The 26457-nt window shown below is 32.6% G+C and carries 26 protein-coding genes and 3 pseudogenes; 14 read left to right on the top strand and 15 right to left on the bottom strand.

Features of this window, described 5'->3' with window-relative positions; all coding sequences use genetic code 11:
• Positions 1-39: 39 nt before the first annotated feature.
• Positions 40-1344, bottom strand: a pseudogene (locus C564_RS0115755) (aminotransferase-like domain-containing protein); the annotation flags it as partial.
• Positions 1345-1483: 139 nt separating this feature from the next.
• On the opposite strand from C564_RS0115755, the gene C564_RS0115750 reads away from it, so the two are divergent.
• From C564_RS0115750 to C564_RS0115690, 12 genes and pseudogenes are all read left to right on the top strand, one after another.
• Positions 1484-1942: a GNAT family N-acetyltransferase gene (locus C564_RS0115750; RefSeq protein ID WP_018765962.1), complete on the top strand. Its 459-nt coding sequence runs from the start codon at positions 1484-1486 to the stop codon at positions 1940-1942.
• A gap of 31 nt (positions 1943-1973) precedes the next feature.
• On the top strand, positions 1974-2312 hold the full coding sequence (locus tag C564_RS0115745) for a cytochrome c biogenesis protein (protein WP_018765961.1): 339 nt from the start codon (positions 1974-1976) through the stop codon (positions 2310-2312).
• A gap of 178 nt (positions 2313-2490) precedes the next feature.
• Complete coding sequence (locus tag C564_RS0115740; RefSeq protein WP_018765960.1) at positions 2491-2937, top strand: NUDIX domain-containing protein; 447 nt, start codon at positions 2491-2493, stop codon at positions 2935-2937.
• A 408-nt stretch (positions 2938-3345) separates the two neighbouring features.
• The gene (locus C564_RS0115735) at positions 3346-3651 is read left to right on the top strand and encodes a heterocycloanthracin/sonorensin family bacteriocin (RefSeq protein ID WP_081621479.1); all 306 of its coding nucleotides are present in this window, start codon (positions 3346-3348) and stop codon (positions 3649-3651) included.
• A 379-nt stretch (positions 3652-4030) separates the two neighbouring features.
• Complete coding sequence (locus C564_RS0115730; RefSeq protein WP_018765958.1) at positions 4031-4477, top strand: NUDIX domain-containing protein; 447 nt, start codon at positions 4031-4033, stop codon at positions 4475-4477.
• Positions 4478-4941: 464 nt separating this feature from the next.
• Positions 4942-5205 (top strand): heterocycloanthracin/sonorensin family bacteriocin, encoded by a 264-nt coding sequence (locus C564_RS0115725; RefSeq protein WP_018765957.1) that lies wholly within the window; start codon positions 4942-4944, stop codon positions 5203-5205.
• 167 nt (positions 5206-5372) lie between these two features.
• Positions 5373-6384, top strand: a pseudogene (locus C564_RS33525) (serine hydrolase domain-containing protein).
• Between the two features lie 53 nt (positions 6385-6437).
• Positions 6438-6581: a hypothetical protein gene (locus C564_RS36785; protein WP_003197930.1), complete on the top strand. Its 144-nt coding sequence runs from the start codon at positions 6438-6440 to the stop codon at positions 6579-6581.
• Positions 6582-6885: 304 nt separating this feature from the next.
• Complete coding sequence (locus tag C564_RS0115710) at positions 6886-8094, top strand: L-lactate MFS transporter (RefSeq protein WP_018765955.1); 1209 nt, start codon at positions 6886-6888, stop codon at positions 8092-8094.
• A gap of 647 nt (positions 8095-8741) precedes the next feature.
• Positions 8742-9179 carry an NUDIX hydrolase gene (locus C564_RS0115700; RefSeq protein ID WP_006094969.1) on the top strand — a complete coding sequence of 146 codons (438 nt, stop codon included), beginning with the start codon at positions 8742-8744 and terminating at the stop codon, positions 9177-9179.
• A gap of 185 nt (positions 9180-9364) precedes the next feature.
• Complete coding sequence (locus tag C564_RS0115695) at positions 9365-9823, top strand: hypothetical protein (RefSeq protein WP_018765953.1); 459 nt, start codon at positions 9365-9367, stop codon at positions 9821-9823.
• A gap of 248 nt (positions 9824-10071) precedes the next feature.
• Positions 10072-10848, top strand: a complete 777-nt coding sequence (locus C564_RS0115690; protein WP_018765952.1) for a Cof-type HAD-IIB family hydrolase — start codon at positions 10072-10074, stop codon at positions 10846-10848.
• Between the two features lie 545 nt (positions 10849-11393).
• On the opposite strand, the gene C564_RS0115680 is transcribed toward C564_RS0115690, so the two are convergent.
• Positions 11394-12710 carry an erythromycin esterase family protein gene (locus C564_RS0115680; RefSeq protein ID WP_018765950.1) on the bottom strand — a complete coding sequence of 439 codons (1317 nt, stop codon included), beginning with the start codon at positions 12708-12710 and terminating at the stop codon, positions 11394-11396.
• Positions 12711-13139: 429 nt separating this feature from the next.
• Here C564_RS0115680 and C564_RS0115675 point away from each other — a divergent pair, with 429 nt between their 5' ends.
• Positions 13140-14066, top strand: coding sequence for an LAGLIDADG family homing endonuclease (locus C564_RS0115675; RefSeq protein WP_018765949.1), 927 nt, complete (start codon positions 13140-13142; stop codon positions 14064-14066).
• 774 nt (positions 14067-14840) lie between these two features.
• Here the strand turns inward: C564_RS0115675 and C564_RS37455 are convergent.
• The 4 genes and pseudogenes from C564_RS37455 to C564_RS0115655 form a co-directional block, all read right to left on the bottom strand.
• Positions 14841-15545: pseudogene (locus C564_RS37455) on the bottom strand (YwqG family protein); the annotation flags it as partial.
• A gap of 91 nt (positions 15546-15636) precedes the next feature.
• Entirely contained in the window at positions 15637-16044 is a 408-nt protein-coding gene (locus C564_RS0115665) for a J-domain-containing protein (protein WP_018765948.1), read from the bottom strand.
• A 21-nt stretch (positions 16045-16065) separates the two neighbouring features.
• Positions 16066-17259 carry an alpha/beta hydrolase gene (locus C564_RS0115660; protein WP_018765947.1) on the bottom strand — a complete coding sequence of 398 codons (1194 nt, stop codon included), beginning with the start codon at positions 17257-17259 and terminating at the stop codon, positions 16066-16068.
• A gap of 204 nt (positions 17260-17463) precedes the next feature.
• Complete coding sequence (locus tag C564_RS0115655) at positions 17464-18315, bottom strand: patatin-like phospholipase family protein (protein WP_018765946.1); 852 nt, start codon at positions 18313-18315, stop codon at positions 17464-17466.
• 191 nt (positions 18316-18506) lie between these two features.
• Here C564_RS0115655 and C564_RS0115650 point away from each other — a divergent pair, with 191 nt between their 5' ends.
• The gene (locus C564_RS0115650; RefSeq protein WP_003197904.1) at positions 18507-18884 is read left to right on the top strand and encodes a PH domain-containing protein; all 378 of its coding nucleotides are present in this window, start codon (positions 18507-18509) and stop codon (positions 18882-18884) included.
• A 177-nt stretch (positions 18885-19061) separates the two neighbouring features.
• Here the strand turns inward: C564_RS0115650 and C564_RS0115645 are convergent, their stop codons facing one another.
• From C564_RS0115645 to C564_RS0115605, 9 genes are all read right to left on the bottom strand, one after another.
• Positions 19062-19535: a GNAT family N-acetyltransferase gene (locus C564_RS0115645; protein ID WP_018765945.1), complete on the bottom strand. Its 474-nt coding sequence runs from the start codon at positions 19533-19535 to the stop codon at positions 19062-19064.
• A gap of 5 nt (positions 19536-19540) precedes the next feature.
• Positions 19541-20062 (bottom strand): YfiT family bacillithiol transferase, encoded by a 522-nt coding sequence (locus C564_RS0115640; protein ID WP_018765944.1) that lies wholly within the window; start codon positions 20060-20062, stop codon positions 19541-19543.
• A 32-nt stretch (positions 20063-20094) separates the two neighbouring features.
• Positions 20095-20616, bottom strand: coding sequence for a GNAT family N-acetyltransferase (locus C564_RS0115635; RefSeq protein ID WP_018765943.1), 522 nt, complete (start codon positions 20614-20616; stop codon positions 20095-20097).
• A gap of 81 nt (positions 20617-20697) precedes the next feature.
• Positions 20698-22029, bottom strand: a complete 1332-nt coding sequence (locus tag C564_RS0115630) for an NAD(P)/FAD-dependent oxidoreductase (RefSeq protein WP_018765942.1) — start codon at positions 22027-22029, stop codon at positions 20698-20700.
• A gap of 304 nt (positions 22030-22333) precedes the next feature.
• Positions 22334-23113, bottom strand: a complete 780-nt coding sequence (locus C564_RS0115625) for an undecaprenyl-diphosphate phosphatase (RefSeq protein ID WP_018765941.1) — start codon at positions 23111-23113, stop codon at positions 22334-22336.
• 142 nt (positions 23114-23255) lie between these two features.
• The gene (locus tag C564_RS0115620) at positions 23256-23879 is read right to left on the bottom strand and encodes a DUF4352 domain-containing protein (RefSeq protein WP_018765940.1); all 624 of its coding nucleotides are present in this window, start codon (positions 23877-23879) and stop codon (positions 23256-23258) included.
• 175 nt (positions 23880-24054) lie between these two features.
• Complete coding sequence (locus C564_RS0115615; protein ID WP_003197890.1) at positions 24055-24429, bottom strand: nucleotide excision repair endonuclease; 375 nt, start codon at positions 24427-24429, stop codon at positions 24055-24057.
• A gap of 126 nt (positions 24430-24555) precedes the next feature.
• The gene (locus tag C564_RS0115610; protein WP_003197888.1) at positions 24556-25119 is read right to left on the bottom strand and encodes a GNAT family N-acetyltransferase; all 564 of its coding nucleotides are present in this window, start codon (positions 25117-25119) and stop codon (positions 24556-24558) included.
• A gap of 189 nt (positions 25120-25308) precedes the next feature.
• Positions 25309-26424 (bottom strand): NAD(P)/FAD-dependent oxidoreductase, encoded by a 1116-nt coding sequence (locus tag C564_RS0115605; protein ID WP_018765939.1) that lies wholly within the window; start codon positions 26422-26424, stop codon positions 25309-25311.
• Positions 26425-26457: the final 33 nt, after the last annotated feature.

Below are 26457 nucleotides of genomic sequence, written 5' to 3'. Positions count from 1 at the left end.
CCGCTTGAAAGTCCTCTTCCTTACATGAAGAGGACTTTTCTATGGTTCTATTAATTCCCTAACAATTTGACTTATCTGATAGATTCCTTGCGTAAGATCTTGGACAGGTACATAGCCATACGATAAACGAATATGTTGATCAGATTCCTCTTCATAAATACGCCCTGGGTTAAGAAGAATCCCTTTAGATAATGCTTTTGAAAATAGTTTTTTCATTGAAATTTTAGGTTGTATCTTTAACCATATAAACAATCCTCCGCTAGGGGCATTCCATGTTGCGATGTCTTTACAATACAGGTCCAGCGCTTGTATCATGATTTTTCTTCGTTCTTTCAGCTGCAATCTCACGGACGCTACATGTTTTTGATATAAACCACTAGACAACCATTCAGCAGCAACTATTTGTGATAATGAACTAGATCCATAATCTGTTTGCATTTTTATGTCTGATAATCTTTCAATCACAGGTTCTGGACCAATTACCCATCCAATTCTTAATCCAGGACTAAGTGTTTTCGATAAGCTACCGACATACAATACGTGCCCATTTTGATCCATTGCCTTTAATGGTAGTGGAGGTAGTTCATCAATCCATAATTCACGATAAATATCATCTTCAATAATAGGAAGTTGTTCTTTTTCACAAACATTCATAAGTTCTTTCCGTCGACTTTCCAACATTAAGACACCTGTTGGATTGTGAAAACAAGGGATAGAATATAAAATGTTTTTCGTTTTATTATATTTACTTCGTCTAGACAAATCGCTTGGTACGATACCACACTCATCCATCGATATTCCAGAAAGATGTATATCTGCTGATTGAAATACATGAAGCGAATATAAATATGAAGGTTTTTCAAGTAGAACTGTGGATTCCCTATGCAAAAGACCAACTGATATTAACTGTAGTGCTTGCAATGCTCCGGAAACGATTAGTATAGAAGACGGAGATGTATGAATACCGAATGATTTCACATAATCACTTATTGTCTGGCGTAAAGGGAAAAGTCCTTTTGGTTCTTCATATCCGAAAGTATCTAGTTCCTTAGACACATTATGTATAACTAATTTCATTGTTTCTAACGGAAAAATATCAGAAGAAAGTTCACCTTTACTAAGTTGAATAAAGTCTTTGTTTGATTCGATTTCATTAATTTCTTGAACAATTAATTTACTTGGTTTATGTACTCCTGTTTTTACATACTCGTTCCAATTAGGTGGAGGATTCGTTGCTAATAATGACCATGTATTATTCATTACAATTGTTCCCATACCCATTTGTCCTCTAAGTAAACCGTCTGCTGTTAGTTCTTCTAACGCCATAATTACTGTACTTCGATTCTTTTAGAGAGGAAATGATAGCGAATCGTTGAATATATAGGAAGTGTATTCGAACTATTAAAATCCGATAAAGAAACAATTATGAAAGAAAGATATTTTTTAAATAGGATAATTTGTTATTCAAAAAGGAGTCCATACGATGAATATCCAATTAAAAATAATAACAAGAGATAACTGGGAAGAAGCACTGAAATTACAAGTATCGAAGAAACAAACTACATTTGTACCACCAGTAGCAGTATCACTTGCGAAAGTATATATTAAGCCGGATGGTGAAAATGTCGAATACATTCCATTAGCCATATATGATGACGATAGTATGATTGGATTCATTATGCATGCATTCGAACCAAATACATCGGACATGTATTGGATTAACGGATTTATGATTGATGAGCATCATCAAGGAAAAGGATATGGTAAAACTGCTTTAGCTGAAATGATTAAATGGATTACAAATGAATTTACGGAATGTAGGGAGATTCGATTAACTGTACATAAAGAGAATATTATTGCAAAGAGGTTATACGAAGGTTATGGATTTAAAAAACTTGATTATGTTTATGACGAAGAGCAAGTATATCGTTTATATGTCTAACTTTTATTTAGAAAAGGTTGTGATCTAGCGCATGGAATTTAATGAAGTAAAAATCGAAATATTTATCCCAGAGGAATATATTGAAACTCTACGAGATGAATTAAATAACATTCACGCTTGTAAGGTCGGAAATTACGATAACTGTCTATCTTACAGCACAGTTAAAGGGTACTGGAAACCGTTAGATAATGCAACACCTTTTGATGGAGAAATCGGTCAAATATGTGAAGGGCAAGAATGTAAAGTCGAAATAAGGTGTAAACAAGACATTGTAAAAGACACACTTACCATAATTAATCGAATTGACCCTTACGAAACACCCATGATTTATATCATGCCACTACTAAATGAATATTTTGGACAAGTTTAATATTCTCGGAGGATATCACTTTCAAAAAACATGAAGTTAGTATTGTAATTTCATTTGTTAAAGATTACTTAAAGGTGTATTCAAAATCTATTCACGATAGTTCTAGAAAAACAAAAAATAATAATAAAGACTTAATGAGAATACATGCTATGTTACTACAAAAGGAGGGAAATCTTAATTGAAAACAAAATTTCATCATATTGTAAGAGGGATAATTATGAATGATAAAAGGCTTTTAATAGCAAATTATAAAGGGCATCATTCTTTTCTACCAGGTGGTCATGTTGAGTTAGGAGAATCTGCAGAATGCGCATTAATTCGCGAACTTAGAGAAGAACTGGACATCAATTGTGAAGTTAAGCGCTTTTTAGGAGTGATTGAAAACCAGTGGCAAAATAGTGAAATACTTCATTATGAAATTAATCATGTTTTCGAAGTTGATAGTAACGACTTACATAGTGATATAGAACCAATTTCTAAAGAGTCTCACCTAGATTTTAGTTGGATTATTCCTAATAATGAAAATCTAATTGCATATAAAATAATGCCTGAACCTTCAGTCCGAGGATTAATAGAAAAGGTGCAAAAAGAGGAATTATCAAGTTGTTGGCTTAGCAATTTATAAAATAACATGCAAGAGTACTACGTTGTAAAAAAACATGATATAAGTACCCTTTCTCGAAAAACTAATATACTCTTAGTTCATCTTTTTAAAAATTTAATATCTGTGTTTTTTTATGACTAAAAGATATCACGCAAAAAACTACCACGCTTAAGCTATAGAACTAGAAAATGATGACATAAAGCTAAATGTTATTGTTTAAATTCATATTTTATAATTTCCATTTATAAAAATGAGCCCATAGTAAAAACAACCTAAAAATAGGCATATGAACAAGGTGCATCATCTAGTGATAGGTCATATTTTGTTGGTGTACGTATTGAACTTAGTTTATAGCGCTATTTCTACTTAGATTTAACGAACAGAAATATAGGAAAGCATCGATGGGGTTTTAATTTATAAACGGAGGTCATGAAAATGAATGAGTTTCAACAAGAACTACAAGCGTTAAGCCTTAATGATTATCAGGCTGGAAATGTTGTGTATTGGGACCAGCAAAACCAATATCCATATTACTATATTGAAGATGATGCTCGTCGCTGTGGCGGTTGTGGCCGTTGCGGTGGATTTCGTTGCGGTGGATTTCGTTGTGGTGGATTCCGTTGTTTTGGTTGCTTCGGTTGCTTTAGTTGTTTTGGTTGTGGTGGTTGCGGTGGTTGCGGTGGTTGCTCTAATTGTTTTGACGGTTTTAATGGTGCTACCTGGTGGGTCATTTAAATTCGTGACATAAATAAAGATATTTTTGAAAGAAAAGTGTATATACAAGTATGAACTGTAGAGACACTTTTCTTTCATTTTGTGAATTTAACAAATAAAAGGGCATCTTCTATTTTCGTCGAAATTAATATTTGATATAGCATTTCATATAGAGGTGAATGGTACATTGGATACATATCAAAAAATAGTTTCATGGGTAGAAGAAATAAAGGCACGGAATAAGAGATTCGTCTAATTGTACACAAAAAGAACACTCGGGCAAAAAGGTTATATGAAAGCTATCGTTTTGTAAATCTTGGTCATGTTTATGATAGAGAAGAAGTATACCGTTTACTTATTTAACTTTAATTAAGAAAATGGATAAAGAGGAGAAACCTAATTGAAAACGAAATTTCATCATATTGTAAGAGGAATCATTATAAAAAATAACAAACTTTTAATAGCAAATTATAAAGGGCATCATTCTTTTCTACCAGGTGGTCATGTGGAATTAGGAGAACCTGCAGAATGCGCATTAATTCGTGAACTGAGAGAAGAAATAGGTATAGATTGTGAAGTTAAGCGCTTTTTAGGAGTGATTGAAAACGAGTGGCAAGATAGTGAGACTCTTCATTATGAAATAAATCATGTTTTCGAAGTCTATAGTAAAGACTTGCATAGTGATATAACACCGATTTCGAAAGAGTCTCACTTAGATTTTCATTGGATCATCCCTAACAATGAAAATCTAATTACATATAAAATAATGCCAGAACCCTCTGTACAAAGGTTAATAGAAAAAGTACAAAAAGAAGATTTATCAAATTGTTGGATTAGTAATTTATAAAGTATTAAGGATGGATATTGGGTACTTAAATGTTAATAAAAGTACTGCATAGGTACCCAGCTTATTCTTAATAACCACTAAAGAAAGCTATAATCCCGATCAAGTAAAATAACTGATTCGCCTCGATTGTATGAAAGAAATAAACCTCAGCCCATGTTCCTACAAAGAATGTAAGATTTCCTCCTATATTTACAAATGAGAAATTCATATGAATTTAAATACTATTGTTCAATTTCATATCGTTTATAAAAATGAATCCATCATACAAGCTATCTAAAAATAGGCAATCGAACAAGGTACATCACCCAGTAAAACCTCATATTTTGTTGTTGTACGTATCGAAATTGGTTTCTAGCTTATAGGTATTGCTGTTTATTATGCCGATTAAACAAGTAATACCTATAGAAAAGCACCGATGAATTATGCTGGATAGAAGCTTTAATTTATAAACGGAGGTCATGAAAATGAATGAATTTCAACAAGAACTGCAATCATTGAATCTAAATGATTATCACCCTGGAAATGTTGTGTACTGGGATAATCAAAATCAATATCCATATTATTATGCACAAGAAGATGCTCGTCGCTGCGGCGGCTGCGGACGTTGCGGCGGTTGCGGCGGACGTTGTGGTGGTTTCGGCGGACGTTGTTTCGGCTGTTTCGGCTGTGCAGGTTGCGGCGGCTGCGGCGGGGGATGCTTTAGCTGCTGGAGCTGGTGGTTCATTTAACTTTGTAACATAAATGAAGTTATGGTATGAAAGAAAGGTGTATGTACATGTTCAGAGTGTAGAGACACTTTTCTTTCATTTTGTGAATTTAACAAATAAAAGGACATCTTCTATTTTCATCGAAATTAATATTTGATATAGAATTTCATACAGAGGTGAATGAGACATTGCATACATACCAAAAATTAGTTTCATGGGTAGAAGATATAAAAGAACGGAATCATAGTTCTGCAGCAGCACTTTTTATTATGAAAGATAATGAAGTGGTACTTGAACATTATAGTGGAAATCATTCTAATACTGAAAACAGTGCTACTATAACAGCGTCTTCACAATTTAATGTTGCTGAGTTACTTAGGTTTAGCGGTTGCTTATGCACTATATGAAGGGAAAATAAAGCATCTCGACGATTACGCAGCTGATTATTTTAAAGACTATGATACAAATTTACTTGGTAAAACAACATTAAGGCATTTAGTAACCCATTCACATGGTTTAAATGAAAAAGAAGACGGAACAATTTATCGAGAATTTGAACCTGGACAAGGGTGGGCATATCGAGATATTAACGTACGTATGATGACCCATCTTATTTATCAACTATATAATAAAAGTTTTCCTGCGTTATTAAAAGAACGTATCTTTATACCTGCAGGTTTTAAAGAAACAGGATGGAGAAAAAAGTATCATGAGAATTTGGTAAAGGTAATAGTAAATCCTCATGAAGAAGCAATATGCAGTACTGGAATATTAGATGATGGAACGGAAAAAAACCTTTTTGTTTCTGCTAGAGAATTCGCCTATTGGGGAAATTTACATTTAAATGAAGGATACATAAATGGAAAACAAATCGTACCGAAAGAGGTTATTAAAATTGCAACAAGTCTTCAAAGCCCAGAATACGAAAACACGGACTTACCACAAAACGGATGCTTCTGGTTTGTTCAAAACACACCCGCTATACAAAGCGAGCTTGGGGAAAGGGTACCTAAAGGCTCGTATCAAATATTAGGCATTACAGGACCCACCATTTTAGTCATTCCCAAGTATAATGTTGTCGTTGCCAAAATGTATAATAAAAGATATAACTATGGAGGAGACAACTATCTGTATTATTTACGAGAATTTAGCAATTTAGTCGCTGATACATTCGCGAAATCATCTTTTACATACCTGTAAAAATATTTGAATTGGGGTATAACTACTTTTATAAAGAAAAGGAGTGAACCCTTATGAAAAAACAAACGAATAAAAGTAAAAAACAAAACATCAACGACACAAGTGTTGAGCAGAACGCTATATATAGCGATCCAAAAGATGCTGCAAATATGCAAACTGTTCCACAACCAAAAGATTATGAGGAAATCGAATATTAATTTTTGTTTTTTATAAGACTTTTTTATGAAAGAAAAATACATCTTAAGCCCCATAAAAATAAAGACATCATTTGGTACTATAATGTATATAAGCATTTGAAAATGTCTTATCTTAACACAGCTTTTTACAATAAACCCGTATATAATCTAATCGACAAAAAGGCACTTCTTAACGAAGTGTCTTTTTGTTTATTTTGTACAATGACTCCAATTTAATTTCCAGTTTTAAATTAGTATCTTGTATTTCATCACGGATATACTAAATTGTGATAAAACATGTCATGATAAGAAAGGGACAGTTCGCATGAAACAAGCATCTGTAAATCCATGGCTGATTGTCCTAGGCACAATCATTGTGCAAATTGGTCTTGGAACGATTTATACATGGAGTTTGTTTAATCAACCTTTAGTAAGTAAATTCGGTTGGGAACTTCATACTGTAGCGATAACTTTCTCAATTACCAGCTTTTCTTTATCATTTTCAACTTTATTTGCAGGTAAATTACAACGAAAGATGGGGCTTCGTAAACTTATCGCAACCGCAGGAATTGTTCTTGGAGTTGGATTAATACTTAGCTCACAAGTTTCCTCATTACCACTTCTTTATTTACTAGCTGGTGTGGTGGTAGGTTATGCAGATGGTACAGCCTATATCACATCATTATCAAATTTAATTAAATGGTTTCCAAATCGTAAAGGTCTCATTTCTGGTATATCAGTCTCAGCATACGGAATGGGGAGCTTAATTTTTAAATATGTAAATGGAAAGTTAATTGATACAGTTGGTGTATCGGAAGCTTTTTTATATTGGGGCATAATCGTTTTGATTGTAATACTTGCGGGATCTTTCTTCTTACGTGAAGCTGCTACGAATGAAAAAGTATCTGAAACTTTAAGTAATGATTATTCAACGAAAGAAATGTTACGCACAAAACAAGTTTATTTATTGTTTTTTATGTTATTTACATCATGTATGAGTGGCCTCTATTTAATCGGTATGGTAAAAGATATCGGAGTTCAACTCGTAGGACTTAGTGTAGCAACCGCAGCTAATGCCGTTGCAATGATTGCGGTTTTTAATACTGTTGGCCGAATTGTTCTTGGGACATTATCAGATAAAATAGGTCGATTAAAAATTGTTTCAGCAACTTTTATTGTAATCGGCTTATCTGTTTTTACACTGAGTTTTATGAATTTAAACTACGCTATTTATTTTACTTGTGTTGCAAGTGTCGCATTTTGTTTTGGAGGAAATATCACCATATTTCCAGCAATTGTGGGTGATTTCTTCGGTTTGAAAAATCATAGTACAAATTATGGAATTGTATATCAAGGTTTTGGTTTTGGTGCACTCGCAGGTTCATTTATCGGAGCGCTGTTAGGCGGATTTCAACCAACTTTTATTACAATCGGTATACTATGTATTGTATCCTTTATTATCTCCATTTTAATTCGACCACCAAGCAAGGAGAAAAAGAAAGAAACACAAAAGTTATATCGAAAAATAGCTTAACATTTTGCATGTGTTCTGTATAGAAAAGAGCCCTAAATGAACATTAGGGCTCTTTTGAGAAGGAATTAAATTTTTTATTTCCAGTTATTTTATAAATAATGTAGTTCACACCAAAGTACGTTATACCAAATAATAACAAAAACAATGGAAATAAAATAAGAGCTAGTAAACAACCTCCAATATCCCCATTAAAATTCACATCTGCATTTGAAAAATTCCAGTCCTTAACTTTGCTGATAATATGCCCTAGAATATAGGACAGCACAAAACAGATTACAAAAGCGAAAACAAGATGAACTGTAAATTCCCGATTCGATACTTTATCAAATATGTAATAACAAGATCCCCAAAACGCGCCAAAAAGCACTAAAACAAACAATACTTTAAAAAACTTCTTAATATTGATCCAGCATTGAAATACAATTTGCTTAAATGTTTTTCGATTACGTTTTTTCTTTCTAAGTCTTTTCTTTTTATGCGGTTTCATTTCATCCATTCACAATCTTTATTTTTTCTTACTATTATATCTTTAAATAAAAACAAAAGATATCCTTAATATTCCATATAATAATATTTAAAATTTACTAGCAAGGAGATACATCGCTTTATAGAGAACTGTATACTAGAGATCTACTAAGGAGGTTCCTATGAAAAAAGTAACTGTAACGTACGTACTACTTTACGATGAGTTTCAAGAAAAAGTATTAATGGTTAAAAATACAGGTTCAAATGCTTCTTATTTTACTTTACCGGGTGGTGCAGTCGAGTTTGATGAAACGTTAGAAGAAGCAGCAATTCGCGAAGTAAAAGAAGAGACAGGATTAGATATAGAGGTAGATGGGATTTTTTCAATAAGTGAAGCATTTTTTGAAGAAAGAGGTCACCATGCTATTTTCATTAACTTTATTGGGAAAATTACAGGTGGAGAAATACATATATCACGACCAGAAGAGATCGAGGAAGTTACGTGGATGGAACTACAAATTGCAGAAACATATTTACGACTTCCCGAACATTTAAAAAATCTATTGCAAAGAAAAGAAACTGTACCATATATTTTTAATGGGACAATTATTCACAAATAATAAAGCTAATATTTTAAGTTGAAACAAATATGAGAAGAAAGATACTTAATAACCAAGAATATCCCATTGAAAATAAATTAGAGTAATTGATTCAAAACATGAATGGAAAAAGGTTTATTAAAATACAAATCGTTACCTTTTTAATTATTATGCACAGAAATAATAGGGGCTTAGGAGAAATAACTATGCAAATATATAACGAAATACTTTCAAGCGAAAAACTTGAGGAACTTATACTGAATGAAAGCGGAGAAATACTAGAAAATTCGAATAACAAAGAAATGTTTATTAGTAGTTTTATTGATTATTATACAAAAGAATACGAGAATTCGGAATGTAATTACGTTGAACTATTTGATATTGACAGTCCAGACTATATTAAATTTGAATTAATAGATAACAAAGTGTTTGTTACTGCTTCTTTGTTTGCAGGATTATCTATATGGTTGGATAAAAAAGCGTTAGGAAAAGTCACAGCTACTATAGAGGGGGTTTATTCGTTCATATTGATTGATACAGACGGCAACATTATTACCTTAGATGAAAAGTTACATTTACATGAGAGTTCTTTTGCTATTATAAATTTTAAAGTAGAGAAATTAAAAAGTATCGATCAATATTTTGATGACTATACGATTATATAAGTAATGGTTGCTTTATATTAAAATTAGAAACGTTTTATATATTTTCTTGTCGTTATTACAAAAAATAATACATAAAAATAACTGAAAAAAGAGGTAAAAGATGCTGGTGTTTCAAACATTGGTATCACCATGGATTATGACACATCTCCTGCGATAAATACAAGTAGTAAAAAACGCAACTCTATCAAAATCAAACGCCTTTAAGATACTGGATAAAGATGTCTTTATATAGTAAGGGAGGTTGAAATATGTACAAGATTGTATTTTTTGATGTCGATGGCACCCTATTAAACGAAGTTGATAGAAGTATACCGTTAAGCACAAAAGAAGCAATTGAGAAGTTAATCGAGAGAGGAATAAAAATTGTAGTTACAACAGGAAGACCGTACAATTTGTGCGAAAAGTTTAAGACTATGGGCATTGATACGTTTATTTCTGCTAATGGTGCGCTTATAACATGTAATGAGAAGGTTATACATAAATCAGTACTTTCAACAAAAACAGTTCAAGATGTTTCAGCTTTTGCTGAGTTGAACGGACACGGTGTTTCTTATTTTACCAAGCTATTTACGATGAACGGCATGGGTTCCGATGATGAGCGGGTCATGGGGGCATTAAAAGAAACCTTGAACCTTACACAATATCCCGAAAAAATGAAATCTCTATCAGACGAAATTTACTGTATATGTTTGTATGCGGACGACAGTGAAGCGCAAAAATTTCTAGATAGATTTTCAAAACTTAGATTCGAGCGTTTTCATGGCTACGTAATGAATGTACTTGAAGAAACGGAAGTATCCAAATCAGCTGCGATTAAAAAAGTATTGGAGCATCTCAACTTTTGCAAATCCGAAGCCATTGCTTTCGGTGACGGCGGAAATGATATCGACATGTTGGAGTATGTGGGTTTGGGAATTGCCATGGGAAATGGAGAAGATACGTTAAAACAAAAAGCAGACTTCGTTACCAAAAGAGCAAGCGAAGGAGGAATATCTTACGCGTTAAAGAAATTTGGTGTCATTTAAACTAGAGTAACATTACAAATTTGTAATGTTTATGTCACCTTCTCCAATAGCACTTAAAAACATCCCACTCATATACTTAAGATAGATTTACAAAAAAGGAGTGTGGGAAAATGCACGAAGTAATTGGGGAAGTCGTAGTTGGTCTATGTGAATTCGTTTTTGAGATTTTCGCTTACGGGAAGACAGATGAAGAGAAAAAAGAATAATTCCATTTGATTTGTATGATACATAAGATTCTTAGACACCTATATAAGGTGTCTTTTCTTGTTCATTTTAAGCAGAATACATTTAAACTAATAATTTCATAAAATAAGTTTTAGATAAAATAAAAAGTGTATAATTTACATACGATAGTTAAAATAGTTATGCGTGTTTGCTATACATGAATGATTTGTTTAACATCCTAAGACATAAAAGGCGGGAGAAGAGCTTTATAGAAAATCACTATATCCTTCATAAAGAAGATTGGTTAAAGAAAAATATATCTCCTAGTGACCAAATAAAATAAAAAGCGCACCAAGAAAATGGATGGTGCGCTTTTTATTTTATTTAATCTGAGAAGGTGTAATATGCTCTAACCATAGAATACCATCATATTGTTGGTTAGGAATCATGATTTCTTCCTTTTGTCCCCAATGCAGTCCGATAATTGGCATATACATCCAAGAGGTTTCAGGACGATTTTCTTCACCTTTTAAATGCGGATGTTGCGCAGATTTCAAAATTTCTACGATACTATTAGCTGCATGTTTTTCATTTACAGGAAAAGGGCCATTGTTATTCGAACCTAAACTGCTCCCGCTATACGCATATAATCCCACAGAATACATTTGATCTTTCAAGTATTTTGGCATAACATCCATCATATTTGGAAATGGAATTGGATAAGGATCTGCTTTTAACATTTTAGCGTTCTGTTTTCGTATATGATAATTATGTCCCCACACAATCATTTTTTTGTTTTTATACTGCAGTTCACTTAACCACGCTAAATTTTGTCCCATTTGTTTGTCATGTGAGTAATATGAAAAATCCGAAAAAACTGGCTGAGGGGGGATGCTTAATTCTTCTTTTACTTGATTTGGAATATACGTTTTAAGGGTATCAATTCGAATCTTGATTGACTTTTCTAGCAAATTCACATCATAGGATGCTTTAGGCGCTACTTGTTGTAATTGATTCTTATGTTTTTGGATAAATTCTTTTATCCTTTCGTACTTGTCCAAAAGGGGTGCCTGCATTGCTTGGAATTTTTCATAAGTAGAAACGGAACGATATTTCACGATTTCTTTTTCTGCTTCTACGAGTAGTTTACCTATTTCAGGATTCAATTTGCCAATCCATTCATTCGCAAATATTGCAAATGTAGCAGTAGAGGCATCCCACGGAATTTGTATATCAAATCCCGTTAATATAATAGGCGTTCCTTTTTCTTTCTGTTCTTTTATGTATTGAAATAGTTCTTCCACATCTTCTGTAGACCACACGTTAGAAATAGCTTTCTTCATAGCTTGTCTAGCTGTTAAATCATCTATATTTTGATACACGGCATTTGTTTCCGCAAAGCCTGATTCAAACGCAAGCACATCATAACCCATTTCTTCATGCAAATACTTAATCATACGAACCTTTGATTGATTCATTTCTGTTGAACCATGAGTAGACTCACCTAGTAAGACAATCCGTTTATCTTGTAAGGTTTGCTTTAAAAATGACAAATCCTCATTAGAACTAGCGGTTGGTTCCTGTAATTTAACCGCATGTTCACTAACCCATTTTTGCCATTTTTGTTGATCTGCAGGCAGTTCTTCAGCGGATGCTACTGTCGAAAACGTTGTTAATGCAAATAAAGTAGTTACCAATCCTTTTTTCTATTTCGAAAACACACATATCCCTCCTGGTTTTTTATAAACTTTATCACATAAATCTAATCATCTATGAGTTATCTAAAAAGAATAGGTGTAATTAGATTCGTATATTCATATTAATGGATATATTTTATATAAGGTAAGTGTAAATGAAGAATTGTCAGAAGAGCGCTCTAGGAAATACGCTCCATAGCAGCTACAAAAATAGAGCAAAATGTATGTGCAATGTGTAGGGAGAGTAGATAGTTGCAAAAAGAAGGGAGGATACGGGGTTTATAGCGAATAAAAATATTATCTTCAATTTCGATAGATAAAACAGACGGAACATTCGTTCTTTTATATGATATAGAAGACAGTACACACTTAAGTTATATCTTTGAAAGGAGTAAAAAGAAGTCTAAATGCACACTGAAAAAAGCAGAAATGATTAAACTTTATTTAGAAGGGAAGAGCACGTCAAATATCGCAAAAATAGCTAACGTTTCCGCAAGATATGTTCGTATGGTTCTAGCAGATAACAATGTCGAAAGAAGAGCAAGAGGGAGTTGGAAACGAAAATATAATTTAAATGAAGATTACTTTAAACATTGGTCTAATAATATGGCATATATTTTAGGGTTTTTCATTGCAGATGGTGTCATTACAAAAGATAATCAAACTGTAAGCATTTCTCAAAAAGACTCCAGAATCTTAGAAGATATAAAAATAGAACTCAATTCAAACCAGCCGTTATACCAAAACAAGAATACTGGCGTTTATATGTTGAATCTAAATAGCAAAATCATGAAAAACGATCTCATGGACTTACACGGAATCATGCCTTGTAAATCATACGATGTACAATTCCCATTTGTCCCAAAAGAGTATCTGCATCATTTTATTAGGGGATATTTTGATGGAGATGGCTATGTGAACTATCCAACTTATACTGTAAGTTTCGTAGGTGGATCACATAGTTTTATGAATTCTTTAATCCAAACCTTACAAGAACAAAATCTCAAACCAAACTTTATAAATAAAAAAACGCATTTTCGTGTAATCCTCAGCGGTCGAAAAACAATTAAACTTTTTTCTGATTGGATCTATGAAGATAAAGAACTATTTTTACAAAGAAAGTATGAGATATTTCAAATGGAAACCTTAGATTTAGAACAATTACATGATAGAAAATTAAAAAGAACAAAACCAGCAGTTGCTCAAAGGAAAAATGATTTTCTCATACAATATAAGCAACACAATTGTATAAATAAGTCTTGCGAATATCTTAATATGAGCAAAGCGACATTTAAAAGCTGGTTAAAAAATGATTTAGAATTCAAAAATCGCTTTGAACAAATACATTCAAATTAAAATTCCGTTTAAAGATTAGTGTGAATGCTGCACTCTAACACTAATCTTTTTTTCGTTAAATAATAGCAAAAAAGGGGGAATGAAACAAAAAGTAAGTTATTTTCATTTTCGAAGTTAACATAATATATATTATAGGTAGTTATACAAAAGAAATGTTTCCCTGTCTCTAAACACAAGTATACTATACAAAATGAGATGAAACGGATATTTTTTATGAAATCGGCTTTACATATTACTTATTTAAATTTTTATAGATTTTATAGTAAATTTACGATTAAATTTCTCTACAGCATTTTTAGAATAAAAATTTTGCTGAGTTTACAACATACAAAAACATTGATGAACATAAATTTATTACGTAATTCGTTAAAATTTTTTTTGTTATTACATTGTTTCCGCATGCGCATTTAAGTTTTTCATCATCTATTATACATTTATACATTCCCTTATAATTACATCTTATTTTCTTAATATGGTTAAATTTAGGGTTTATCTATAACAAGTTGTTTATTGCGTTGTATTGTTTATCTTAGTTAACATAACCCGATACTATTCCTATAAAAATTCTCCCTATTTTTTAGGAAGAATTTTTATATTGGTTTATATTTCTTTTTGTAAATTATATTGACTTTTTATTCATGTAACTACGTACATAAGTTTTAAAATTGTGATTTCACACTAAGATTCTTGCTATAACCGGTAATTCACACAGATATAGCGAAATACTTCAACCCCTCTTCCCTATTTTCCGCTATATTAAAGGTGTTTTTAGACTTAACAGCAATCCCAATTATAAAGTACATTTGAAAAGTTTAGGTTTAGTAGATTTTCTTTTCGTATAAAAAAGTTAGCAATGCCGCAATCTCCCCACATAATTCCTAGAGAATCATCTGTATCGATTTGTAGCAATAAGGTGTTATGTTCTTGATAGGTTTCTTCCCATTCTCTTGGATCCGTTTGTGTAAAAAATGGATATCCTCTAATTTTATGCCCTTGGCTTTCAAAGTGTTTATTGTACAATCTATGAAATTCCATTTCTACGCTATCGTCATCGATTTCTTCTAAATGAATTGCATCTCTAAAAAACTCTTCAAATCGATAATCTCCTAGTGTTACAGGTTGATAACCTGCTTCAAATCTTAACTTTGCTGCTCTAGGCACAATAAAATTCTCTGAATCAATAGCATTTAAGTAGCTAAAATCCGTTACAATTTGAGTTTCATCTTGCGTTAATTCTGCATGATAAATAATACGAAAATCTTTTTGTTTTGTTGGATGGTCAAAATCAGCCCCAACAAGATCAGCATCTCTGCTTACAAAAAACTATAGTAATCCTTTCTTTGGCACAGATTCAATATGCGGAATCTCTCTAAAATTCAACTGCACAAGTAACATCATAGGCTGTCCATTCGAATCCTTTGGATGCTCATGATGAATAGGTACATACGGATACCCACCAAATTCACTTTCAAATATGGTATGTATTTGTCACCCTCTACTCCTCCTTTGCATAATATATGAAATAAGCCTATTTTAATTATATAACAAGAAATAGGCTTATTGAAAAATACTAAAAATCCATTTTCACTCTCATTTTTTGTGCAGATGCTGGGCACAAAAGGTTATGTTCCAAAACTTTTTTATTAATAGTCCGAACTAGCTTTGCTGCTTCTTTAGAATCTGTAATCTCTTTCAGCTTTTCCTTTAAATAATCAATTTCTTTCGAAAGCTCAATCCACCTAGGTAAAACATGATTATCTTTCAATGTTTTATAAAGTTGTTTTTCAGGATTATACGAAAGGCTTTTATCAATATTAAGTGGTTTCCCCTTGCCAGGTAGGTCATCAAAAGCTCCTGATTTTTCTGCCCGCTTAACGATAGAACTAATATGATCTTCATACGTGAAATCCCAAACCTTCTCATCCTTTACTAAAATCTCTTGTTTTTTTAACTCTTTATCTAAATCCTTTTGATTCATATTTTACCTCCTCATTTCTTTTTAAGATAACGATCTTGAATTATTTAATGCTAATAAACCTTCAGCAAGTTGCTCTCGCCACCAAATCTCGTCGTGACCGCCTTGAAACTCACTATAGGTAATTTGGTATCCTTTTTCTCTAAGCGCCTTATACAAGCTCCTATTGGCTTGTAACAGCGGTTCGTTCTCAAGAGTTCCAGCTGCCATATACATACGTAATCTCAGCGTATTACTAATTGATAAAAATTGTTTCTCCATCCAGGGAAGTTTTTCTTCATACCCGTCCTTTTTCCAATGTACAGAACCTGACAATGACAGCACATTTCCGAAAACATGAGGATTCTGAAGTGCTGCATAAAACGCCGCTAGGCCACCTAAACTTAAACCAGCAATTGTTGCATGCGCCGGATCCTTATATACATGATATTTTGTTTGAATCCAAGGAAGTAGCTCTTCTATTAAAAATGCATTCATCTTGTCGTTATAAGTAAGCTCATTTAATCGATCTACGTGTTCAATTCCAACAACAATACACGAAGGTATTTCTTGTTTATGAATGAGATGATTGAGTGTTGCTGGTGCTGAAAGATTTTGCATAAATGAGTTTCCATCAAATGTGAGGATAAGATTTTGAAGGCTTGATGTAAGAGAATAATCATGAGGTGTGTAAATATATATCTTTCGTGTATTGCCTAAAACAGAACTGTAAAAAGAATATGTTTCAACTTTTCCCTGAGAATTATAATTTTTAGGGAATCTTTTATCGTACTGCATTTCCATTCCTATTTCTAAAACAGCTGCTCTATCTGTTCCTTCTCCGAATATATGACTGTTAAATGGATCTAACTGATACTGTTCACTACGCGCTATCCAATTTTGTTCAAAATAATCATTAACTGAAAAGTGATAGATAGAAATAAACCTTTTGTTCGTTCTAAATGTTTTGTACCATAAATTCGTGTCTGAAAGCCGTTCTAGTCGATTAGAATGAAGATCCCAACCAGGATAACTACCAAATACATAAATATTTTCTGTGTCTTTATCGCCTAGCCATATGTAAGTAATAAGATGATACTGATTATTCATTGGACAAGTTTCTATAAGTGGCGTCTCATTTGCTTTGAGTTCATCTAAAAATGTATGAAAAGCTCGTGTATCTCCATTGCTTAATTGATCTGTAAGCTCTGTTATTTTGGGGCTTAGTATTGACTTCATTCCTTTTCCCTCCTCCACCGCAGTATATTAGTACTTCTTTTTTTGTAAATAAATCCCTATATAAACAGGGTACTAATATTGTATATTTTATGAACAAAAACACACAAACAATATAGTCTGTGTGTTTACATTCTTATTTATCAAGATAGTAAAGTGATAATTTACGTGCTGTTTCCTAGTATCCACTGTTCACCCCTATAGTTATTATTTCTCTATCCATTCTAATAACTGCTCATACTGATTCTTTGCATCCTGATACCCAAGATTATATAAATTAACAAGCTTGTCCTTATTTCTTTCAATCCCACTAACAGGAAGCTGCATGCTTGGTTGAATTACAAAAAAGTTTTCTTTTTGTTCATCTGAAGACATGTATGAAATGCTCTCATTATAAAACCGATAATGATCTACTAAAAGCTTAGAGACTTTCGGATATCGTCTATATAAATATTTTGCCATTGGTGAAAACTTATTACGCTTTTTCTCATATCCTTTTGGCTTTGTCATAATAACAATGTTTTTTTGAAATCCATCTATTTGTGCCTTTCGAACAGGGATAGGATCAATGATTCCCCCATCTAAAAGTTTTTTACCATCATAGTCCACAGCTGGAGCAATAAATGGAACAGAACTTGATGCGCGAATAATTTTCAATATATCATTCCCATGCTCTTGCTTATTATAATAAACAGCTTGTCCTGTCTCGCAATCTGTTGTGCCTATTACAAATTGCTCATTTTCATGTAAAAAAGTTTGAAAGTCAAATGGTACAATTTTATTAGGCACTTCATCAAAAAGAAAGTCCATACCAAACAATTCTCTTTTTCGTATTAAGTTTCGATAAGATATATAACGATGATCAGATACTAACTCTGTATTTACTTTTTTATTCCTTCCTTTTTGACGCGATAAATAAGTTGCACCCATGCATGCTCCTGCCGATACTCCAACTACATATGGGAAAAACAAATCATTTTCCATAAAGTACTCAAGTACCCCTGCTGTATATAACCCTTTCATGCCTCCACCTTCTAATACTAAACCGATATTTTTCATTTATAATCCCTCTATATTTGTTTCTTGATTTTCTAAACACTTATATTTTAGCACAAGATATTATGATGAAGTATCAATAAATTCATTGCATTTGCTTAAAAAAGCTCTTGCTGCATTGTAAGAATCTCTTAGTCTATAACATGATACAATAAAAGAAACTCATTCCACAGATCATAAAGGAGGAATTTTATATGGGTTTATTTAGTGGTATTTTCGGAAATGCATCTGATACGAGTACAGAAAATGTTGAGCGTGACTTACAGAAGATTATGCTTGATGATGAACAAGTTGAGTATGCGTATAAATTGATTCGAGATTTAATTGTATTTACAGATCGACGAATGATTTTAGTAGATAAACAAGGAGTAACTGGTAAGAAAACAGAATATCATTCTATTCCATATAAAAGCATTACACAATTTAGCATTGAAACAGCAGGTCATTTTGATTTAGATGCAGAACTTAAAATTTGGGTATCTAGTATGCATGAACCGATTACAAAGGAATTTAAAAGTGATGACAGTATTTTAAGCGTTCAAAAAGCATTAGTAAAATATACAACAAAATAACACCTTTGCATTTTTATACAAAAACAAAAGTTATAACCCCGTGTTTTTTGGAACAACATGCATTGTTTTGTTTTAAAAATACAAAAAAACTTCACAGCATTGTATTATATAGGACCAAAATAAAGGGATAGATAATACAGATATACTCTGTTGTATCTATCCTTTTAAAATCTATTTTTATAATATTTTCTTATAATAAACAAGTGTTGTATTATCATTCAACTTCTTTCTTAACCCCGTCTGAATGTAGCCCACTTTTTCATACAGATAACAATTACGTTCTTCTTCTAAAATGGTAGCTAATTCCCAACTAGTTACTTGTGGGAACATCTTCTCTATTAAAACGAGTGCTTTCTGGGCTACCCCTTTCCCTTGATAAATAGGCAAAATAAACATAGGGCTTATCCAGAATTCCGTTGTCTTTTCTTTCCAAAATATACAAATAGCCCCCGCAAGAGTATTATCAACTAATATTTTATAAAATCCACCATAAGGATTGTTTATTCTTGTAATTACTTTATCAATTGTTTCATTAGCAGGATTCGTTTTATAGTCTTTATATTTTTCTAATAACGGTTTAAATGCTTGTACTTGAATATTGAAAATATATTCCGCATCAAAACTTATTGCTCTTTCTAGTGTTATTCCCATAACATTTACCACCCTAATCGCTCCCGTAAAGAAGTGATATGTGCAGTATGATGCCGACCGTGCCATGCATATAATCCAATTGCTACCTCCAGTTTTGTTTCACCTGATTCAGGATGATTAAAAGTTTTTTCAAGATCTATCTGCTCTAAAGAGCTTAATACATTTACCCATCTTTTATGTAATGAATCTAATAATACAAGGGAAACATCTACAGGTAATTTTGAATCAGGGAGCTCTGCCCATTTCTCTTCCATATATGGTTTAATTGTCGGGTTATTTTCTGTAAGAGCTAACTTAAAACGAATATAACTATTCATATGACTATCAACAACATGATGAACAACTTGCCGTACTGTCCATCCACCCTTTCGATAAGGTGTATCTAGCTGTTCTTTATCTAAACCGTTAATTGCTTTTGTTAGTTTTGCAGGGAGATTTTCAATTTCTTGAATCCACTTTTCTACCATTTCCTCCGTAATATTTCCTTCATAAGTAAACTTCCCAATTGGATAACGTAAGTCCTGCATTGTATTGTTCCCCTTTTGTTTTAAAATTTCCTTTATAATACTTTAGTATGTTTCCAAACGTAATGAATGAAATTAATCATTTGACCATTTAACTCTATACCTTTTTTATCAATTGCGGTACGTGAAAAGCCGCTTTTTTCTAATACTAGTTGTGAAGCAATGTTATTATTTGTTGTCTTTGCATGAATTTCGATAATTTGATGGTCTGCTGCTTGAATTAAGAGTAATTGGACGGCCTTAGTTGCAATTCCATTTCCGATAAAATTTTCTCCTACACGATAACCAAGATATCCCAATTGTCTATCTTTCTCTATGTCTACTAAGTTTATTCGACCTACAATTGTTTTTTCCATATTCCGTATAAGATAAAAGTAGGAAGTGCCTTCTTTTTGTTCCTTTAACAATTCATCATGTTTAGATTGAAACATCTCATAAACATAGTAATCATCACCACGACTCGGTACCATCTTTTCAAAAAAAGTTCTATTATAACTCTCAAAAGCAAACAATTCTTCCGCATCTTGTTTCTTTAATTTTTCTATGTATATTTCCATTCATGACTCATTCCTTTTTAATCAATTATCTACTTATAAATTCTCCATTTAATAGTTAAAATCCTACTGCTTGTAATGAGATTAACCTCCTTTATTTTTTCGAGTTGTAAGAATAGCAAGCCATACCTTAGGATGAAGAAGATGTAGGGGACTACGCATAAGGTTCATGACCCTAACTAAACGAATGTAAACGTCTGTATTACTCGCGGAAAGTTGGTATATTTTTTTCGTATACCATTGTTGAAATGGTTGTATAAAAGGATTTTCTCCTTTTATCTTAGGGTGACGGAAAGCTTCTGTAGTAACCATTTCCCACGGCGTTGCAATAATTTTTGAAATTCGCTTATAAAAGTCACGCGTAAAATCTTTCTCTAGCACTTTCCCCTTCTTTAAACACATTTGTAATTCTTCAGCTTCCATAGCAGCGACAGAAATTCCTTGTCCAAAAACTGGATCAAAGCGACAGTGAGCATCTCCAATTACTAAAAATCCTTTTGGCATATTTTTCACTAAATCGAATCGACGACGAACTTGGTATGGAATCTTATGTATTTTTATATCTGTAATTGGCTCTGCTTGTTCAAGAAAATGAATGACATCTGGTGCAGGTAACTTATGAGCAAATGCAAGAAATTCTTCATCTGTTTTTGGTGCATTTTCATTGGCATATCCGCTAAAAGTCACGAAATATCGATTGTCTTCAATGGTTTGAATAAAGGCGCCATAAGGATTTTCAGGAAAGCTAGGAGAAATAAGTAAATTACACCAATCAGGATATTCATTCTTTTTTAGACGGAATACCCTAGTCGCGTAAAATAATTGAATCCATACTTTTTCTTCTTTTACTTCTATGTCATGTGTTTCTAACCATTCTATAGTTTTCGAACCAAATCCACTTGCATCCACAACTAGTTCTGCGTGGAAATTTTCTTTATTTCCGGTCTTCACGCATCGCACTTTTACTCCAGAGATTTTGTTATGCTGCTGATCGATTATCAATTGTTCAACCATTGTTTCATATTTTGTTGTAATATTAGTTACTTCACTCATTCTTTTTTGTATGTGCCACTCAAGCATAGGACGACTTTGTTGAACCGCATTCAACTCTCCGATAAATGGTTGTTTCCATAAACCAAAATGATGCCATTTCAAATCCCCAGTAAAATTATTTTCGATACCACCATCTTCTTTTAATTGATTCATAATTGCCGGGAATAATTTCTCAATTGCTACTTCACCACCTTTTAATAACACATGAGGATGATGGCTTTGAGGTACTCTTTTTCTAGGCCTTTTTTCATTCCATTCTTCGCCTGCTTCTAAAATTATTACTTCTTGAAAATAATCAGATAAAGCTTTTGCTGCTAGTTTCCCAGCTATACTTCCACCAATAACGATTGCTTTTCCTAACATTTTTTTACCTCCCGCAAGATATTTCCGCTACTTTCATGATGCTAAAATAAATTTTTCATTTTCCTCTTTATTCTTCTGACATATTAATAGAATCATAAAATAAAAAATCCTGCTATAAAATTGCGCAACAGGATTTTTTTATCAACATTTATTCGTCTTTCCTCTTAATTACAAGTACTATTTAAGCAAAGAATCAACATGTAATTCCGCTAAAAATAGCATTGTTTATCTAATAACGTTCACCAGCAAGACTCAGCATAAAATAAGATTATTGCATGACTGTATTTTTTCAAGGTCGTTCTCCTTAAAATACGCTAGTGAACTGTAAAGTTAAAATAATAATGCCTAGAGCCCAAACATAATATGCAAATACTTTAAGAGAATGCTGCTTTAAATATTGAATCATCCAAGATACTGCAATATATCCAAAAAATGCAGCAGATAAGGTGCCAACGATTAACGATGTACTTGAAATGCTTTCAGCTTTCCCTTGAAATACGTCTACAGACTGTAAAATGATTGCTCCAACAATAGCGGGAGTAGATAACAAAAACGAAAAATATGCAGCTGTTTCACGATCTAATTTTCTCCAAAGTGCTGCGACAATCGTCATACCAGAACGAGAGATTGCTGGAAAAATAGCAAACGCTTGAAACGAACCAATAATAAAAGCATCTTGATATGTAATGTCATCCATTTTCTTACGTCCATTTTTTTGTTTCTCTGCCATATATAAAAACAAACCTGTCACTAAAAACTCCCATCCGATTGTTACACCCGTTTTTGAAATCTCTTCAAAGAAATCTTTAAATAATAAGCCAATTATAACTGCTGGGATTGTTCCAACAATGAGTAAAAATGTAAGCTTTGAAAGTGGATTTTTAATTAAATAGATAAACTCTTTTTTATAATAAATAAACACCGCTAACAGGGTACCAATATGCAGCATCGTGTCTAAAAAAAGCCCAGCTTCATCTAAATGAAACAAATGTCTTCCTAAATACAAGTGTCCAGTACTGCTTATAGGTAAAAATTCCGTTAATCCCTGAATAATTCCTAATATAAAAGCTTCTAACCAGTTCATGATTGTCTCCTTTCTTGTTTGCTTGTACCAGTATATGTTTGTTTTTACCTGTTATGAAAGAAAAGAAAGGTAAAGGAATTCAAGATTTAAGGACTTTTCCAAACAACAAAAAAAGAGGGTATATACCCTCTTAACATAAACTTTATTTAATTTGTTCTTTATGTTCATGATTAACAAGAACATACCATTTACCTGTATCAAACTTTTCTTTATTAATCACATAAACTTTATTTCCTCTCTTTACATCACCAGGTTTTAATTCCTTACTAATAGTAGAGGTCTCGCCTTTTTCAACCTCATAACTACTAGTTGCCCACACATCACTTTGGTAAGCATTATCATTTTCATCCACTAAATCAACTGATGGCAAAACTGCTAATTTCATCGGTTCGTTTGTGATATTTTTCCCTTCAACCTCTATAACAATAAAGACATGTCCATTTTCAGGCTCTTGGATCCCTATACTTTCTTTACCAACCTTATCTCTTTCTACAACTCTTTTCACAGTTACATCAAATTTTGGCGTATTAAAAGTTTTGTTTAATGAATACTCTTTTTCTTTTATTTTTGTCTTTTCTTTTGTTTGTTCCGTGTTTTTCGAATCTGTATTCCCTTTCGTTGTATCGTTTGTTTTCACATTCTTTTCTTCTTGCTTAGAAGTGGTTTCTTTAGATTCAGAAGAAGTTTTGTCAGATGTACTTCCACACCCAGATAAGTTAAATACTAAAGCGCCACCCAAAATACATGTAGTAAATTTTTTCAACATCCTTTTTTATCCCCCAATAAACACAATATATAAATTTCCTATTTATCATAGCAAAAAACAATTTTTTGCATTGTTATATTTTGTCGAATAGTCTAAGGGGATCAAATGTTTTTTATTAAATAAAAAAACATGACCTTAATATAATACTAAGATCATGTTTTAAATTACTCTTATTTTATTTATAAAATACCTTATCAACATTATACTTCGCTTGAAACTCATTAATAATATATGTTTCGTAAATTTCTCTTTCCATTGGATCTTCTACAATACATGCATCAATGCGGTATACTTCATCGCGATGTGCTTGAATTGGTGAAACATTGTCTTCAAAGTGTTTTTTAATACGTTGTCTTATTTTACGTGCTTTCCCAACAAAAAGAAGTTCATCATTAATGTTATAAAACATAAAAATGCCGCCTTTATCTCTTGGAAACAGGTGGAAATCAATGAATCCATGAATTGGAGTGATTCTTGGCTCATCGCCTTTTATTACTTGTTTTCTTTCTGTTATAGAAACATCAACTGCAGGTAAATCAATTTTAATCAAGTTACTTCACGTCCTCTTTTATAGTAAAGGTAAATAATAGCATAAGTATGAAAGAAAAGCTATGCGTGTTGATTATAAATGTAATTTAATTAAATTTATACAATCGATTTGCTAAAACAACTTTCATTATCTACTAAATATTATAGGTATATCATTTATGCATTTTCTCCAAATCATATGATCATACGCCTCGCCCCAATAATCCTTTAACAAAAAGTTAGGCTCTCCAAATTTTTTCTTCCATATTTTTTGTGCGTTAGTATATCCGCTATCCAAACAGAATTCTTTTATTCCTTTATCCAATAAGGTAAGAAAAATCGCATTTAAAAGCAAATTACCTATGCCGCGTCTTTGGTAATTCGGGAGTACAAATACAGTCCCTATCTCATATAAGTCTTTTAATGCGCCATCTGTGCAATTATTAATCAGTTTACTAGATGGCCCAAATTCAATTGTGCCGATAATTTTATTACAATGTTTGTCTACAGCGATCAAAAAATATCGATTTTTCCCATCGCTATCAAAGTCACATTTCAAGTACTGTTTTTTAGTTTCAATTTCATTTTCTATATCGCCAGCGAACTCCGATAAACCTTCTCCAGCAAACGTATCTATAATGACTGTATGAAACAATCGATGTAACTCTTCATAATCACCAATGATTGGTCTTCTTATTTCAACGTTATACACTTAAGGCAACTCCTTAATCCTCTAAAATTGTATGTGTAATTGATTTATAATTTTCATGCTATCTATTTCAAATTTACAATCAATATAGCTTTTCTCCAAAATGCTCAAAATTTCCTCTGCAAATATAAAAAGAAACAAAAAAAGATTAGGTAGCTATTCCTAATCTTTTTTTGTTTCTAGATCTAATCACTATTCAAGTGCACCAGCTACATCATAATGACTTAAATCTAATTCTATCGGTTGGTCAAGAGCAAGTTTTGCAAGTTCTGAACCTAAGTATGGACCTGCTGTTAATCCAGAAGCACCTAGGCCGTTCGCAACTAGTATACCTTTAAAATTAGGTAACGGACCAATGACTGGAAGAAAACCTGGTGTAAATGGTCTAAAACCAACTCTTGTTTCCAGCATCGTACTATTTTCTAACCCTGGTGCCACAGACAATGCTTTATCAAAGACTTCATGCAAACCACCAGCTGTAACACGATAATCAAGACCAGTATCATTTTCATGTGTTGCACCTACAACTACACGGCCATCTTCAAAAGTTAAAATATATTGATCGTTTGGCGGCATAACAACTGGCCAATTTTCAGTATTCGTATTCGGCATATGTAAATGAACAATTTGTGCTTTTTGGAAGGTCACAAGAAAGTTAACACCAAGAGGTTTTAACAACTCATTTGCCCATGCTCCTGCAGTAACAATTACTTGATCTGCCGTTACTGTTTCACCATTTACATGAACACCTTTAACATAATTGTTTTCATGAATTAAAACAGCATCTCCCTTTATAAGGGTAGCACCATGTTTTTTCGCAGCATTTACAAGAGATTGACGAAGTGCTCGTCCATTTACCCGAGCAGCACCGCTTATATGCACAGCTCCATATTCTTCCGATAACGGCGGGAATATTTTTTTTGTTTCCTCTGGTGATAGACGAGTGATTTCGCCAATTTCAGGAGCATCCTCACGTCGTTTATATGCTCGCTCCTCCATTTGATCTAACTTTTTATCATCTGTATGTAAGCTAATAGCACCTACTCGATTATAACCTGTATCTATTTCACCATCTTCTTCTAATTGCTGGATTAAAGAAGCGTAATATCTCGCTCCACCTTTCGCGATTTTATACCAAGCTTTGTTACGCCGTTGTGAAAGCCATGGACATACAATTCCTGCTGCTGCATCCGTTGCTTGTCCTAAATCCTGGCGATCAACCAAAGTAACACGAGCTCCCTCTTTAGCGAGATGATAAGCAGTAGACGCCCCTAAAATTCCAGCTCCAACTACAATATACGATTTCATTTCAAACACCTTTTCTTATTCATTCTTTTATAT

The organism is Bacillus sp. 105MF (genome assembly GCF_000374885.1).
Lineage (GTDB): Bacteria > Bacillota > Bacilli > Bacillales > Bacillaceae_G > Bacillus_A > Bacillus_A pseudomycoides.
The sequence above is the reverse complement of the archived record's forward strand: the minus strand, read 5'-3'. Positions and strand labels throughout refer to the sequence as shown.

Bases quoted from the DNA above. Each gene is read 5' to 3' on its own strand.
- C564_RS0115750 (WP_018765962.1), top strand. From the start codon at position 1,484: ATGAATATCCAATTAAAAATAATAACAAGAGATAACTGGGAAGAAGCA.
- C564_RS0115745 (WP_018765961.1), top strand. From the start codon at position 1,974: ATGGAATTTAATGAAGTAAAAATCGAAATATTTATCCCAGAGGAATAT.
- C564_RS0115735 (WP_081621479.1), top strand. From the start codon at position 3,346: ATGAAAATGAATGAGTTTCAACAAGAACTACAAGCGTTAAGCCTTAAT.
- C564_RS0115725 (WP_018765957.1), top strand. From the start codon at position 4,942: ATGAATGAATTTCAACAAGAACTGCAATCATTGAATCTAAATGATTAT.
- C564_RS36785 (WP_003197930.1), top strand. From the start codon at position 6,438: ATGAAAAAACAAACGAATAAAAGTAAAAAACAAAACATCAACGACACA.
- C564_RS0115710 (WP_018765955.1), top strand. From the start codon at position 6,886: ATGAAACAAGCATCTGTAAATCCATGGCTGATTGTCCTAGGCACAATC.
- C564_RS0115700 (WP_006094969.1), top strand. From the start codon at position 8,742: ATGAAAAAAGTAACTGTAACGTACGTACTACTTTACGATGAGTTTCAA.
- C564_RS0115695 (WP_018765953.1), top strand. From the start codon at position 9,365: ATGCAAATATATAACGAAATACTTTCAAGCGAAAAACTTGAGGAACTT.
- C564_RS0115690 (WP_018765952.1), top strand. From the start codon at position 10,072: ATGTACAAGATTGTATTTTTTGATGTCGATGGCACCCTATTAAACGAA.
- C564_RS0115675 (WP_018765949.1), top strand. From the start codon at position 13,140: ATGATTAAACTTTATTTAGAAGGGAAGAGCACGTCAAATATCGCAAAA.
- C564_RS0115665 (WP_018765948.1), bottom strand. From the start codon at position 16,044: ATGAATCAAAAGGATTTAGATAAAGAGTTAAAAAAACAAGAGATTTTA.
- C564_RS0115660 (WP_018765947.1), bottom strand. From the start codon at position 17,259: ATGAAGTCAATACTAAGCCCCAAAATAACAGAGCTTACAGATCAATTA.
- C564_RS0115655 (WP_018765946.1), bottom strand. From the start codon at position 18,315: ATGAAAAATATCGGTTTAGTATTAGAAGGTGGAGGCATGAAAGGGTTA.
- C564_RS0115650 (WP_003197904.1), top strand. From the start codon at position 18,507: ATGGGTTTATTTAGTGGTATTTTCGGAAATGCATCTGATACGAGTACA.
- C564_RS0115645 (WP_018765945.1), bottom strand. From the start codon at position 19,535: ATGGGAATAACACTAGAAAGAGCAATAAGTTTTGATGCGGAATATATT.
- C564_RS0115640 (WP_018765944.1), bottom strand. From the start codon at position 20,062: ATGCAGGACTTACGTTATCCAATTGGGAAGTTTACTTATGAAGGAAAT.
- C564_RS0115635 (WP_018765943.1), bottom strand. From the start codon at position 20,616: ATGGAAATATACATAGAAAAATTAAAGAAACAAGATGCGGAAGAATTG.
- C564_RS0115630 (WP_018765942.1), bottom strand. From the start codon at position 22,029: ATGTTAGGAAAAGCAATCGTTATTGGTGGAAGTATAGCTGGGAAACTA.
- C564_RS0115625 (WP_018765941.1), bottom strand. From the start codon at position 23,113: ATGAACTGGTTAGAAGCTTTTATATTAGGAATTATTCAGGGATTAACG.
- C564_RS0115620 (WP_018765940.1), bottom strand. From the start codon at position 23,879: ATGTTGAAAAAATTTACTACATGTATTTTGGGTGGCGCTTTAGTATTT.
- C564_RS0115605 (WP_018765939.1), bottom strand. From the start codon at position 26,424: ATGAAATCGTATATTGTAGTTGGAGCTGGAATTTTAGGGGCGTCTACT.